The 13,603-nt window shown below is 61.1% G+C and carries 11 protein-coding genes; 10 read left to right on the forward strand and 1 reads right to left on the reverse strand.

The annotated features are described in order from the left end of the window. Positions 1–7 precede the first annotated feature (7 nt). The 3 genes from DFO46_RS03345 to DFO46_RS03355 all read left to right on the forward strand — a co-directional run bounded on the left by DFO46_RS03345 (position 8) and on the right by DFO46_RS03355 (position 3,196). Positions 8–559 (forward strand): sarcosine oxidase subunit gamma family protein, encoded by a 552-nt coding sequence (locus DFO46_RS03345; protein WP_120276324.1) that lies wholly within the window; start codon positions 8–10, stop codon positions 557–559. Between the two features lie 98 nt (positions 560–657). Further along, positions 658–1,914: a hypothetical protein gene (locus DFO46_RS03350; RefSeq protein ID WP_120276325.1), complete on the forward strand. Its 1,257-nt coding sequence runs from the start codon at positions 658–660 to the stop codon at positions 1,912–1,914. Between the two features lie 163 nt (positions 1,915–2,077). Further along, complete coding sequence (locus tag DFO46_RS03355; protein WP_120276326.1) at positions 2,078–3,196, forward strand: metallophosphoesterase; 1,119 nt, start codon at positions 2,078–2,080, stop codon at positions 3,194–3,196. A 53-nt stretch (positions 3,197–3,249) separates the two neighbouring features. On the opposite strand, the gene DFO46_RS03360 is transcribed toward DFO46_RS03355, so the two are convergent. Further along, the gene (locus tag DFO46_RS03360) at positions 3,250–4,983 is read right to left on the reverse strand and encodes a PAS domain-containing methyl-accepting chemotaxis protein (RefSeq protein WP_120276327.1); all 1,734 of its coding nucleotides are present in this window, start codon (positions 4,981–4,983) and stop codon (positions 3,250–3,252) included. 254 nt (positions 4,984–5,237) lie between these two features. Between DFO46_RS03360 and DFO46_RS03365 the strand changes: the two genes are divergently transcribed. From DFO46_RS03365 to DFO46_RS03395, 7 genes are all read left to right on the forward strand, one after another. Next, complete coding sequence (locus DFO46_RS03365) at positions 5,238–7,664, forward strand: FAD-dependent oxidoreductase (RefSeq protein ID WP_120276328.1); 2,427 nt, start codon at positions 5,238–5,240, stop codon at positions 7,662–7,664. A gap of 273 nt (positions 7,665–7,937) precedes the next feature. Continuing rightward, entirely contained in the window at positions 7,938–8,840 is a 903-nt protein-coding gene (locus DFO46_RS03370; RefSeq protein ID WP_110791868.1) for a branched-chain amino acid ABC transporter permease, read from the forward strand. A 4-nt stretch (positions 8,841–8,844) separates the two neighbouring features. Further along, on the forward strand, positions 8,845–10,239 hold the full coding sequence (gene livM, locus DFO46_RS03375) for a high-affinity branched-chain amino acid ABC transporter permease LivM (protein ID WP_110791870.1): 1,395 nt from the start codon (positions 8,845–8,847) through the stop codon (positions 10,237–10,239). A 20-nt stretch (positions 10,240–10,259) separates the two neighbouring features. Next, complete coding sequence (locus DFO46_RS03380; protein WP_245408910.1) at positions 10,260–11,111, forward strand: ABC transporter ATP-binding protein; 852 nt, start codon at positions 10,260–10,262, stop codon at positions 11,109–11,111. Then, positions 11,111–11,839, forward strand: coding sequence for an ABC transporter ATP-binding protein (locus DFO46_RS03385; RefSeq protein ID WP_110791873.1), 729 nt, complete (start codon positions 11,111–11,113; stop codon positions 11,837–11,839). The genes DFO46_RS03380 and DFO46_RS03385 overlap by 1 nt, the downstream gene beginning before the upstream one ends. Before the next feature lie 18 nt (positions 11,840–11,857). Next, positions 11,858–12,211, forward strand: a complete 354-nt coding sequence (locus tag DFO46_RS03390; RefSeq protein ID WP_110791875.1) for a DUF6867 family protein — start codon at positions 11,858–11,860, stop codon at positions 12,209–12,211. A gap of 142 nt (positions 12,212–12,353) precedes the next feature. Then, the gene (locus tag DFO46_RS03395; protein ID WP_110791877.1) at positions 12,354–13,472 is read left to right on the forward strand and encodes a branched-chain amino acid ABC transporter substrate-binding protein; all 1,119 of its coding nucleotides are present in this window, start codon (positions 12,354–12,356) and stop codon (positions 13,470–13,472) included. Positions 13,473–13,603: the final 131 nt, after the last annotated feature.

Below are 13,603 nucleotides of genomic sequence, written 5' to 3' on the forward strand. Positions count from 1 at the left end.
TCCGACCATGCCGGTGACCTATGCCGCCCGTCACGTGCTCGAGGACCACATTTCCGGTTTCGAAGCGACTCCGAACCCTCATCATCTGGCGATCCTGCGGTCGCCGGTGATCTTCTCGGTGCTGGTCCATGCCGGGCATGAGCGCGATATCGAGGACGCACTCAACAATCTTGAGGACGTGCATGTGCGCGTCTGCGGACCGGGGGAGTGGCTGCTGGTTGGCGAGAGCGTGACGGCCGACACGCTTGCCCGGCAGTTGGCGGATATTGGCGCGTCACGCGTGTCGTTTCTCGACCAGAGCGACGGGCGCGTGGTGCTCAGCCTCGGCGGCCCGCATGTGCGTGGCATCCTCGCCAAATGCACGGCCCTCGATCTTCATTTCGACGCCTTCGGAATCGGGCAGTCGACGAACTGCCAGATCTGCCATGTCGCCGCCAACCTCGCCCGGACGGGGCAGGACACCTTCGAAATCGTCGTGATGCGTAGCTTTGCCGGCTTCCTGTTCGACGAGGTTTGCGAGATGGGCAAGGAGTTTGCGCTGACGGCGGGGTTTTCGTAAGTCGGGTCAGTTTGCCTGTGACGCCTGACCTTGAGGGCGACTGTCGACGATACTACTCCTGAGGGGACCCAGTGTGCCGTGGCGAGGAGGGCGTGGTCTTGCAGCAGGTTTCGAAATACATGGTGCTCGCGACCGACGTCGCCCATATCGTGCTTTTTCATCCTGACGACCTGGGACATGCCGAGCATTGGCCGATCGCCTGGTATGCCGAGACCTTCATCTATCCCGTTGAAAGTGCTGCCGGGCGGCTGATCGCCTGGTGCACCGGATCAGACGGTGTCTTCAAATTGCGGCTGACGACGGGCGATCTCAGCGAAAGGGAAAGGGCATTTTCCGGGCCGAGCTTTGTGTTTCCCTATCGTGTCCGTCATGGCAGGGTTTTTGTCGACAATTCGGATGGTCTGCCGGGTGTCGAGAAGATGACCGATCCTTCGGCAAGCCCGGAGCTCTGGTTCGACCTTGCCGACGGCGACTATGCCGTAACCGTCACGGCCGTCGAGTGGGAGGCAGAGCCTGGCGCCCGTGACGAGGGGCACGAGACCTTGCCCAATTATGTCGTCGCTTTTGCGCCTCTCGACGGACGCTCGATCAAGCCTGCGCGGAGGCCGCCGGACCTGATCGGATCGCGCGATGCGCTTGCCCGCGATGAACCATTCGTTTCCCGACCCTATCCGCCTGATCCTGTTGACTTCACCCGGCTCTATCCGGCCTTCGCCGCAGCCGATGTCGCGCCCGTCGGTCGTGCCTTCGAGAGCCGAGGTGAGGCGCCGGTCGAGGCTACGGTGCCGCCAGGGGGCGATGATTTCGCGGTCTTCGATATACGCTTCGTCATCGCTGCGGATCTTGTGCCCGGCGCACCGGCTGTCCTTGCCTCCTGCCATGGGGTGCGAGGACGCCCGCAGGATGAAAAAGTCTTCAGTTTCAAGTCTGAACACGTCGTCGAAATCGTCGCTGTCGAGGGCTTTTGCCGCAACGGCGACTTCTCGAAACCCGAAAGGCACTGGATCTTTGGTCGGCGCCGTGAACCGCTGCCGACGGATGCCTTGGCGACGGTAAAGATTGCGCCGCGTGCTTTTGCCGAGGATGGTCCGGCGCGTGTCGATCTCGTTGCCTTGAAAGCACACATCCTCGCAGATCTCGAAGGCGGGGGCGTTCTGGGGACGCGCCTCGCCGGCGTTGCGGGCTATGAGGCACTGTGGCTCGCGGCTACAGAAGAGGCCGACCTCTTCGCCGACTGGCTGCTCGATCATCTGCCGCTTTCGGGCCGGGACCGATTGGCCATCAGCCTCCTGCCGATCAATGATCGTTTTGCTGCCCTGGAACAGACCTATCGCGCCTTTCGCGACGATGTTTGAAGGCTTCGCAGCAGCGTGCCCGCGTTCTGGAAACGGTGAACATGCTGCTTGCACTTGTCGTTGCCGTCATTCGCCCCATATGCGCTGAACCGTTCTCACCCCATGGTCAGCGACCGGCGGCGCCTGCTGTTCTGGTCCATCGCTGCAGTTCCCGGTTCTCCTGATGTTTCATCTGATGTTCTCCCTGCCATGGCTGATCGTGGCCTCCCGCTTCATCGCGCCCTTGCCGTGGCCGTGGTGGGTCAAGCTTTTGCTTGCCGTCTTCCTGCTGTTTGCCTCGCAGTATCACCTGTTCAGCCGCTTCACCTCCGGCTCTGTCTTCGCGCCCGAATTTCCGCGGCCACTGGTGATTGCCTTCAACCTGTTCTTCGGGGCGATCGTGCTGCTGGCGGCGATGCAGGTGGTGCTCGATCTGGTGAGCCTGGTGATCTTTGCCGTGAGATGGACGTTTCCAGCGGTGCCGCCTGAGGTTCGATATACCATGGGCATCGCCGCATTGGCGCTCGCTGGTTTCGGGATCAGCCAGGCGATCCGTGTGCCGGCGGTGAAACGTATCGAGGTGACCATCCCGGGACTTGCCGCTGAGCTTGATGGCTACCGGATGGTGCAACTGACAGACATGCATATCAGCCGTCTCTTTACCGGCCAATGGGCGCATGCGGTGGTCGAGAAGACCAATGCGCTCGATGCCGACCTGATCGTCATCACCGGTGATCTCATCGACGGCAGTCTCGACATCCGCCGCGAGGATATCGCGCCGCTTGCCGGACTGAGGGCGCGTGACGGCGTGCTGACGGTGCCGGGCAATCACGAATATTTCTTCGATGTCGATCGCTGGCTCGGCCATTTCCCCTCGCTCAACATGCGGATCCTTGCCAATGAGCATCACGTCATCGAGCGGGGGGAGGGCAGGCTCGTGATCGCCGGTGTGACGGACCTTTCCGCGCGGTTTACCGGCGCGGTGGAGCCTGATCTCGGCAAAGCGCTGCATGGTGCGCCTGCGGATGCCCCCGTCATCCTTCTCGATCACCAGCCGCGAATGGCAGAGCGGGCGGCTAAGAGGGGTGTTGCCTTGCAGCTTTCGGGCCATACCCATGGCGGCATGGTGCGCGGCCTCGACCGGATCGTCGCGCGTGCCAACAATGGCTATGTCTCCGGCTTCTATCAGGTCGGTGGCATGCAGCTCTATGTGAACAACGGCACGGGGCTTTGGCCGGGCTTTGCGCTCAGGATCGGCGTGCCGGCGGAACTGACGGAGTTTACGCTGCGCTCGGCGCCCTGAAAGGGTTGCTCTGACGAGCCGGCCTGGCTTTCGCCGGGCCGGCTTTCACTTCCTTACGAGGCGGCGCGATAGCGGGTCGTACCAAGCTTCGCGGCGCGCTCTGCCTCAGTCCAGACCGTCTTTTCGCCTTCGCGGAGCTCGCCGCGCCGGTTAAGCTTGAAGCGATTGACCAGTTCTGCGAGGACCGTGGCGCCGTCTGACACCGCACGGCTGATGTCCGTCGACTGGGCGACCATGGCGGCGTTCGCCTTCGTCATTGCGTCGACCTCGGTCACTGCGCCGTTGATCGCTTCCAAAGCGGCCGCCTCTTGCGATGCAGAGGTGGCGATGCGGTCGACGTTCTGGTCGATCGCCGAGACGAATTTTTCGATTTCCTGCAGCGCGCGGCCGGTCTCGCCGACGAGCCTGACGCCTTCCTGCACTTCGCTTGCCGACGTGTTCACCAGCGTCTTGATTTCCTTGGCGGCATTGGCCGAACGCTGGGCAAGCGCGCGGACTTCCTGTGCCACGACGGCGAAGCCCTTGCCGGCGTCGCCCGCGCGGGCGGCCTCGACGCCTGCGTTCAGCGCCAGCAGATTGGTCTGGAAGGCGATTTCATCAATGACGCCGATAATCTTGCCGATCTCGTTGGAGGCGCCTTCAATCCGCTCCATGGCGCTGACCGTGTCTTTGACAACCGAAACCGAAGACGTTGCTGCGGCCTGGGCCTCGGTGGCGATCCTGCGGGTTTCGAGGGTGCGTTCGGTCGCCGCACGAAGCTTCATCGTGGCTTCGGACAGCGCCGACGCGGTCTGCTCGAGGGCCGCGACCTGCTGGTTGGTGCGTTCCGAAAGCTCTTCCGCCGAATTCTTCATCGTATTGCCGTTGCGGGCAAGGTCGTGCGTCTGGTCGAGGACGCCCGACAAGGTTTGCTGAAATGCGCCAATCGAGGCATTGAAGTCGCGCCGCAGCGGCTCGAATTCGGCGCTGAACGGATGATCCAGCGTCATACGGATATTGCTGTCGGCGAGGCGGCCGAGCCCGGCGCCGAGTTCCTCGATCACCCGGAACCGTTCGGTAACGTCGGTCGCAAACTTCACCACCTTCAGGACCTTGCCGTCAGCATCCATGATCGGATTGTAGGAGGCCTGGATGTGGATCCGTTTTCCACCTTTGCCATAGCGGGTGAACTGGTCGGCAACGAAACGGCCTTCGCCGAGGCCGCGCCAGAAATCGCGATAGGCCTGCGACGACGCGTAGTCGGCATCACAGAAGATCTGATGGTGGCGCCCGACGATCTCGGACAGGCTGTAACCCATCGTGCCCAGGAAGTTCTCGTTGGCATGAAGGATCTCGCCGGTCGGCGTGAATTCGATGATGGCCTGGGCCCGGTTGAGGGCTGCGAGCTTTCCTTCCGCATCCAGCGACTTCAGCTTCATCGTGGTGATGTCCGTTGCAAACTTGACGACCTTGTGGGGACGTCCTGCCTTGAGGACAGGGTTGTAAGTTGCCTCGATCCAGATCTCGCGGCCGCCCTTGGCAACGCGCTTGTATTGCCGCTGATCGAAGTTGCCGGCGGCGAGGTTGCGCCAGAACTGCTTGTACTCCGCGGAGCCGGCTTCGAGCGGAGTCACGAACATGCGATGATGCTTGCCGACGATCTCGTCGAGCCGGTAGCCCATGGCCTTCAGGAAGTTTTCGTTTGCGTGGAGAATATGGCCTTCCAGATCGAATTCGATGATGGCCTGCGATTTTTCGAGAGCGTTCAAAATGGAGCGGGCATCGCTGCCGAAGGCGAAGAGGGACATGTAGATCTCTGTAGAGCGGGGCGGCGGAGTGGGGGAAAAGTGATATGATACGATTATAGATGATAACTTGAGAATCCATTAAAATATGGGGGTGTGTCTGATCGGGTTGACACAGGATCTCGTTCACGGACGCCGCCCTGAGAACACTTGGTGTTACCGATGCGACATGTTTCGTCGCAGCATGGTCTTCTGGCTTTCATGTGTGCGATCTAGCTTTGTCGCATCAATCTTTGCTGCCAAGGGAGCGTCTTTCCATGAAGAGCCATGCGCGTGTCGTCGTCATCGGCGGGGGTGTCGTCGGGTGTTCGGTGCTTTATCACCTGACCAAGTTCGGCTGGACCGACGTGGTGCTCCTGGAACGCTCGGAGCTGACCTCCGGCTCCACCTGGCACGCTGCGGGCGGCATGCACACGATCAACGGCGATCCGAACGTCGCCAAGCTGCAGAAATACACGGTCGAGCTCTACAAGGAGATCGAGGAATATTCGGGCCAGGACATCGGTCTGCACATGACCTCGGGCCTGATGCTGGCGGCCACCAAGGAGCGCTTCGACTGGATGAAGTCGCTCTTGGCCAAGGGCAAATATGCCGGCGGTGAGGCGACGCTGATTTCGGCGCAGGAAGCCCATGAGATGATGCCGCTGCTCGATCCCAAGCAGTTTGTCGGCGCGGTCTTCGATCCGCATGAGGGCCATCTCGATCCCTATGGCACGACGCACGCCTATGCGAAGTCGGCGAAGAAGAACGGTGCTGAGATCTATCTGCACACCAAGGTCGAGGATCTGGTGCAGCTGGAAGACGGCACCTGGCGGGTGATCACCGACAAGGGTGAGATCCGGGCCGAGCATGTCGTCAATGCCGCCGGTCTCTGGGCGCGTGAAGTCGGCCGCATGGTCGGGCTGGAACTGCCCGTGCTGGCCATGGAGCACATGTATCTGATCACCGAGGACATGCCCGAGGTCATCGAGTTCAACAAGACCACCGGCAAGGAACTGATGCACTGCGTCGACTTCGACGGCGAGATCTATATCCGCCAGGAGCGCAACGGCATGCTGATGGGCACCTATGAAAAGGATTGCCGTCCCTGGTCGCCGATCGAGACGCCCTGGACCTTCGGCCATGAGCTTCTGGCCGAAGACCTGGAGCGCATCACCAACGAGCTCGAAATCGGCTTCCGCCATTTCCCGGCCTTCAACAATGCCGGCATCAAAAAGATCATCAACGGCCCCTTCACCTTCTCGCCTGATGGCAATCCCCTCGTCGGCCCCGTGCGCGGCATGACGAATTTCTGGTCGGCCTGCGCGGTCATGGCCGGCTTCTCCCAGGGCGGTGGTGTGGGTCTCGCGCTTGCCAACTGGATCATCGAGGGCGATCCGGGCTTCGATGTCTTTGCCATGGATGTCTGCCGCTACGGCGATTATGCGACGCTTGCCTATACCAATGCCAAGGTGCGCGAAAACTATTCCCGTCGCTTCTCGATCCGCTATCCGAACGAAGAACTGCCGGGCGCGCGTCCGCTGCTGACGACGCCTGTCTATGACAAGCTGAAGGCGGCCGGTGCCGTGTTCGGTGCGTCCTATGGTCTGGAAACGCCGCTGTGGTTTGCACCTGAGGGTGTCGAGGACAAGTTCTCCTGGCGGCGCTCGACCGACTTCGAGGCGGTGGGTCGCGAGGCGAAGGCCGTGCGCGAGAGCGTCGGCCTGATGGAGACCTCGGGCTTTGCCAAATACATGGTGAGCGGGGAGGGGGCCAAGGACTGGCTCGACCATATGCTCGCCGGCAAGATCCCGGCCGTCGGCAGCATGGCGCTCGCGCCAATGCTCAACGAGGCGGGCAAGCTGATCGGTGATTTCACCGTCGCCAACATGGACGACGAGGATTTCCTTGTCATCGGATCGGGTATCGCGGAAGACTATCACATGCGCTGGTTCGAGCAGCATCTGCCCGATGACGGGTCCGTTGATGTCGAGCCGCTCAATCTCGGCCTGCTCGGGTTGTCGATTGCCGGGCCGAAGGCGCGCGATGTGCTGGCCAAGCTCACGCATCTGGATGTCTCCGACGCGGCCTTCCCGTTCATGGCGATCCGCGAGATGGATCTCGGCATGGCGCCGGCGATTGTCGGGCGCGTCAGCTATACCGGTGACCTCGGCTATGAGATCTGGATGCGGCCGGAATATCAGCGCTACCTCTTCGAGGCCCTGATGGAGGCTGGCGCCGAGTTCGGCATCTCGCTGTTCGGGCTTCGGGCACTGAATGCGCTGCGTCTGGAAAAGGCCTTCGGCAGCTGGTCGCGTGAATACCGGCCGCTCTATGGTCCCTATGAGGCCGGGCTCGGTCGTTTCGTCGCCTTGAAGAAACCGGCCGATTTCATCGGCAAGAAGGCGGCGATGGAAGAAAAGCTGTCGGGCGGAACGCTCAGGCTGAAGACCTTCATTGTCGAGGCGAAGGATGCCGATGTCATCGGTGACGAGCCGATTTCCTACAAGGGCGAGGTCTGCGGCTGGGTCACCTCCGGCGGCTTTGCGCATGCCAGCGGTGTGTCCGTCGCACTCGGCTACGTTCCCAAGGACATCGCCGACGAGGTGGACGGCTGGAGCGTGGAAATTCTTGGGGACATCCTTCCCGCCCGGCTGCAGCCGCAGCCGCTTTTTGACGCAAATGGGTCGCGAATGAGAAACTGAACCGTTTTCGGCAAAAATGGGCTTGCATTAGCTTACCTTCACATTCAGCAGGCCGCCTCCGGTGACCTGCTGATTTCATAGACTTTTTCTGCCGCTTTTTTGTGTTCGGTGAACCCGACAGTGCCAAACTGTTGGTAAACGGTAACATTTTGGCCGTCATTTGCCTTTTTGGCTTCACATTTTCCGACAAAACGATATGGAATCCCTCATACCCATGCCCGCATGGGACAACAAAATGAGACGCAACATTCAGGCGCGTCCGGGGGATAATATATGGAGTACTTCATCCAGCAGCTCATCAACGGGCTGACTCTTGGATCCATCTATGGCCTCGTGGCTATCGGCTATACGATGGTTTACGGCATCATCGGCATGATCAACTTCGCCCATGGCGACATCTTCATGCTCGGCGGCTTTGCCGCTCTGATCGTCTTCCTCATTCTCACCACCTTCTTTGCCGGCATTCCGGTGGCGCTCGCGCTGCTGATCATGCTGGTGGTCTCCATGCTGATGACCGGGTTGTGGAACTGGACGATCGAGCGCGTCGCCTATCGGCCGCTGCGTGGTTCGTTCCGACTGGCACCGCTGATCACCGCGATCGGCATGTCGATCGTGCTGTCGAACTTCATCCAGATCTCGCAGGGTCCGCGCAACAAGCCGATCCCGGCTCTGGTCAGCGACGTCGTGCATATCGGCAACGTCACCATCGCGCTCAAGCAGGTGATCATCGTCGTCATCACGGCGGTTCTGCTCGCGGCCTTCTGGTACATCGTCAACAAGACGCCGCTTGGCCGTGCCCAGCGCGCCACCGAGCAGGACCGCAAGATGGCCGCCCTTCTCGGCGTCGACGTCGACCGCACGATTTCCGTCACTTTCGTGATGGGGGCAGCACTCGCGGCCGTCGCCGGCACGATGTATCTGATGTATTATGGCGTGGCTTCGTTCAACGACGGCTTCATTCCCGGCGTCAAGGCCTTCACGGCCGCGGTTCTGGGCGGTATCGGCTCGCTGCCGGGTGCCGTTCTGGGCGGGTTGCTGATCGGCCTGATCGAGTCGCTGTGGTCCGCTTACTTCAGCATCGCCTACAAGGATGTCGCCACCTTCGGCATCCTGGCGTTCGTGCTGATCTTCAAGCCGACCGGCATTCTCGGTCGACCGGAAGTCGAGAAGGTTTGATCCGATGACAACATCCGCACAAGCAAACGGTGCCGCTTCGTCCGGCACGATGGCGCGCGCGCTGAAGGAAGGCCTGTTCGCAGGCGTTCTCTCGCTCGGTCTGTTCATCCTCTATATCGGGATCAAGACCGACCAGAACATGGCCAACGAACTGGTCTGGTACACGCGTCCCGGCCTGCTCGCTGTCTTCGTCGGCATTGCCGCCGTCGGTCGCTTCGCGCTCGTCGCCTTCGTCTATCCCTGGCTTTCCGAGCGCAAGGAGAAGAAGTCGGCCGCGATGCCGGTTCACGACATCGATGCCAAGCCGAGCTTTTTCAAGACACACTTCCTGAAGATCGCACTCGTTGCGCTCATCCTCTATCCGCCTGTGATCGTCGCGCTGTCCGGCACGCAGGGGGCACTGAAATATGTCGACAACTTCGGCATCCAGATCCTGATCTACGTCATGCTGGCCTGGGGCCTCAACATCGTCGTCGGTCTCGCCGGTCTGCTCGACCTGGGTTATGTCGCCTTCTATGCGGTCGGCGCCTATTCCTATGCGCTGCTCGCCCAGAACTTCGGCCTGTCTTTCTGGATCCTTCTGCCGCTTGCCGGCATCCTGGCCGCCTTCTGGGGCATCATCCTCGGCTTCCCGGTCCTGCGTCTGAAGGGTGACTATCTTGCCATCGTGACGCTCGCCTTCGGGGAAATCATCCGACTGGTGCTGATCAACTGGCAGGACGTGACCAAGGGCACCTTCGGCATCTCCAGCATTCCGAAGGCGACGCTGTTCGGCATTCCCTTCGATGCGTCTGCCGGTGGCTTCGCCAAGACCTTCGGCCTGCCGATGTCGTCCGCCTATTACAAGATCTACCTGTTCTACGTGATCCTGGCGCTCTGCTGCCTGACCGCCTATGTGACGATCAGGCTGCGCCGCATGCCGATCGGCCGGGCCTGGGAAGCGCTGCGTGAGGACGAGATCGCCTGCCGCTCGCTCGGCATCAACACCGTCACGACAAAGCTCACCGCCTTTGCGATCGGTGCGATGTTCGGTGGTTTCGCCGGGTCCTTCTTTGCCGCCCGCCAGGGCTTCGTGTCGCCGGAAAGCTTCGTCTTCCTCGAATCCGCCGTCATCCTCGCCATCGTCGTTCTCGGCGGCATGGGCTCGCTGACGGGCATCGCGGTTGCGGCAATCGTCATGATCGGCGGAACGGAAGCGCTGCGTGAAATGGAGTTCCTGAAGCACATCTTCGGCGAAGACTTCACGCCGGAACTGTACCGCATGCTGCTCTTCGGGCTGGCCATGGTCGTGGTCATGCTGTTCAAGCCACGCGGCTTCGTCGGCAGCAGAGAGCCGACGGCCTTCCTCAAGGAACGCAAGGCCGTCTCGGGCAGCTTTACCAAGGAAGGTCACGGCTGATGACTTCCGGGAACACCACCATGAGCAATGACACCATCCTGAAGGTCGAGCATCTGTCGATGCGCTTTGGCGGCCTGATGGCCATCAACGACTTCTCCTTCGAAGCCAAGCGCGGTGAAATCACCGCGCTGATCGGACCCAACGGTGCCGGCAAGACCACCGTCTTCAACTGCATCACCGGCTTTTATCGGCCGACGATGGGGATGATCACGCTGACGCAGAAGTCCGGCGACCAGTATCTGCTGGAACGTCTGCCGGATTTCGAAATCCCGAAAAAGGCCAAGGTCGCGCGTACCTTCCAGAACATCCGCCTGTTCTCAGGCCTGACCGTTCTCGAAAACCTGCTGGTTGCCCAGCACAATGCGCTGATGAAGGCGTCCGGTTACACCGTTCTCGGCCTTCTCGGCCTGCCCGCCTACAAGAAGGCGGCAGACGAGGCGATCGAGAAGGCGCGTTACTGGCTGGAAAAGGCCGATCTCATCGATCGTGCTGACGATCCGGCGGGCGACCTGCCTTACGGCGCACAGCGGCGGCTGGAAATCTGCCGCGCCATGTGCACCGGTCCTGAACTGCTGTGCCTGGACGAGCCGGCCGCCGGTCTGAACCCGAAGGAGTCGCTTGCGCTCAACACGCTGTTGCGCAGCATTCGCGACGAGGGCACCTCGCTGCTTCTGATCGAGCACGACATGTCCGTCGTGATGCAGATTTCCGACCATGTCGTGGTGCTGGAATACGGCCAGAAGATCTCCGACGGCACGCCTGATCATGTGAAGAACGACCCGAAGGTCATCGCGGCCTATCTGGGCGTCGAGGATGAAGAATTGGACGAAGTGATCCACGAAGTCGAAGCGATTGCCGGAGGGAACAACTGATGTCCTCTGAACCGCTTCTGAAAGTCTCCGGCGTCGAGACCTATTACGGCAATATCCGTGCGCTCGGCGGCGTCGACGTCGAAGTCCACAAGGGCGAGATCGTCTCGCTGATCGGTGCCAACGGTGCCGGCAAGTCGACCCTGATGATGACGATCTGCGGCAGCCCGCAGGCGCGCACCGGTAATATCATCTTCGACGGCGAGGATATCACCAGGCTGCCGACCCATCTGATCGCCCGTCGCCGCATCGCCCAGTCGCCGGAAGGCCGTCGCATCTTCCCGCGCATGACGGTGATGGAAAACCTGCAGATGGGTGCCGGTCTCGACAACATGAAGTTCTTTGCCGAGGACGTGGAGAAGGTCTTCACCATGTTCCCGCGTCTCAAGGAACGCCAGGCGCAGCGCGGCGGCACCCTGTCGGGCGGCGAACAGCAGATGCTCTCCATCGGCCGCGCGCTGATGTCGCGTCCGAAGCTGCTCCTGCTCGACGAGCCGTCGCTCGGTCTCGCACCGCTGATCGTCAAGGGGATCTTCGAGCAGATCAAGCGCCTCAACAAGGAAGAGGGGCTGACCGTCTTCCTCGTCGAGCAGAATGCCTTTGCGGCGCTGAAGCTCTCCGACCGGGCCTATGTGATGGTGAACGGCAATGTCACCATGAGCGGCACGGGCAAGGAACTGCTCGCCGATCCGTCGGTCCGGGCGGCCTATCTCGAAGGCGGCCATCATTGAGCGCGCGGAGGATTTGACATGCAAGGTTTGTTTTTCGAAAGCGATACCACCGTTCGCCTGGTGCTGAGGTTCCTCGTTCTGCTGCTCGGTTTCTGGACCGCCTGGCGTTCGGGGCGGGCCGTGGCCGAGAACTGGCAGGGCTATGGCACCGTCGTCGTCTATGCCTTCGGCCTCGGCATCGCGATGCGCTTCCTGCACTATTCGCTGTTCGGCGGGCCGTTCATCAGCCCGTTCTTCTACCTGGTCGACGTGGTGCTTCTGCTGGCCTTCGCAATGGCCGGATTCCAGGCGCGCCGGGCCACCCAGATGGTCGACAACTATTACTGGCTTTATGAGAGAACATCCTATCTCTCGTGGAAGAAGAAAGATTGACAAGGTGTTGTTTTCTGTCACAGATTGGCGACAGAGAGCCTCGGCTTGAAATAACGAGTGGAACAGTTTTCCGGCGCAGTGAGAGCGGGTATTGCGCACGGTATCTAAACCCAAACCCGCATAAAAAACTGGGAGTAACAGTATGAAGAAGTCTCTCCTCTCGGCGGTTGCGCTGTCGGCCATGGTTGCCTTCAGCGGCAACGCCTGGGCTGACATCCTCGTCGGCGTTGCCGGTCCGCTGACCGGTCCGAACGCCGCCTTCGGTGCACAGCTCCAGAAGGGCGCCGAACAGGCTGCCGCCGACATCAATGCCGCTGGCGGCATCAATGGCGAACAGATCAAGATCGTGCTCGGCGACGACGTGTCGGACGCCAAGCAGGGCGTCTCGGTCGCCAACAAGTTCGTTGCTGACGGCGTGAAGTTCGTCGTCGGCCACTTCAACTCGGGGGTTTCGATCCCGGCTTCTGAAGTCTATGCCGAAAACGGCATCCTGCAGATCACGCCGGCTTCGACCAACCCGCAGTTCACCGAGCGCGGTCTGTGGAACACCTTCCGCACCTGCGGCCGTGATGACCAGCAAGGCGCAGTTGCCGGCAAGTACATCGCCGACAACTTCAAGGACGCCAAGGTTGCCGTCGTTCACGACAAGACTCCTTATGGCCAGGGCCTCGCTGACGAGACCAAGAAGGCCATGAATGAGCTCGGCGTGACCGAAGCCATCTACGAAGGCATCACCCCCGGTGAAAAGGATTACTCGGCCCTGATCGCCAAGATGAAGGAAGCCGGCGTTTCCGTCGTCTACTTCGGCGGTCTGCACACCGAAGCCGGCCTGATCCTGCGCCAGATGGCATCGCAGGGCCTGAAGGCCACCATGATGTCCGGCGACGGCATCACCTCGAACGAACTTGCTTCGATCGCCGGTGACGCAGTCGAAGGCACGCTGATGACCTTCCCGCCGGATCCGCGCCAGAACCCGAACGCAGCCGACGCCGTCAAGAAGTTCCGTGACGCCGGCTTCGAACCGGAAGCCTACACGCTGTACTCCTACGCTGCCCTGCAGGTTATCGCAGAAGCCGCCAAGGCTGCCGCAACCAACGACTCGGAAGCTGTTGCGACCGCGCTGAAGGAAAAGGGCCCGTACACGACCGTCATCGGCGAACTCGGCTTCGACGCCAAGGGCGACATCACCCGCCCGGACTACGTCATGTACACCTGGAAGAAGGGCGAGGACGGCAAGTACTCGTACTTCCAGAACAAGTAATCGATCCAGTTTTGGAACGACGGAAAACCCGGCCTTGTGCCGGGTTTTCTGCGTCTGGGGGCAGGGGGACTGGTTAGGATTTAGCCAATAGCCAATGGGCCTCTGGCCCGTCGTTTGGGGCGTATGGTGGG

It is taken from the genome of Rhizobium sp. AG855 (assembly GCF_003610655.1).
In the GTDB taxonomy this organism is placed as follows: Bacteria; Pseudomonadota; Alphaproteobacteria; order Rhizobiales; family Rhizobiaceae; genus Allorhizobium; species Allorhizobium wuzhouense.

Coding starts and splice junctions, on each gene's coding strand:
- DFO46_RS03345 (WP_120276324.1), top strand. CDS start 8: ATGCCGGTGACCTATGCCGCCCGTCACGTGCTCGAGGACCACATTTCC.
- DFO46_RS03355 (WP_120276326.1), top strand. CDS start 2,078: ATGTTTCATCTGATGTTCTCCCTGCCATGGCTGATCGTGGCCTCCCGC.
- DFO46_RS03360 (WP_120276327.1), bottom strand. CDS start 4,983: ATGTCCCTCTTCGCCTTCGGCAGCGATGCCCGCTCCATTTTGAACGCT.
- DFO46_RS03365 (WP_120276328.1), top strand. CDS start 5,238: ATGAAGAGCCATGCGCGTGTCGTCGTCATCGGCGGGGGTGTCGTCGGG.
- DFO46_RS03370 (WP_110791868.1), top strand. CDS start 7,938: ATGGAGTACTTCATCCAGCAGCTCATCAACGGGCTGACTCTTGGATCC.
- livM (WP_110791870.1), top strand. CDS start 8,845: ATGACAACATCCGCACAAGCAAACGGTGCCGCTTCGTCCGGCACGATG.
- DFO46_RS03380 (WP_245408910.1), top strand. CDS start 10,260: ATGAGCAATGACACCATCCTGAAGGTCGAGCATCTGTCGATGCGCTTT.
- DFO46_RS03385 (WP_110791873.1), top strand. CDS start 11,111: ATGTCCTCTGAACCGCTTCTGAAAGTCTCCGGCGTCGAGACCTATTAC.
- DFO46_RS03390 (WP_110791875.1), top strand. CDS start 11,858: ATGCAAGGTTTGTTTTTCGAAAGCGATACCACCGTTCGCCTGGTGCTG.
- DFO46_RS03395 (WP_110791877.1), top strand. CDS start 12,354: ATGAAGAAGTCTCTCCTCTCGGCGGTTGCGCTGTCGGCCATGGTTGCC.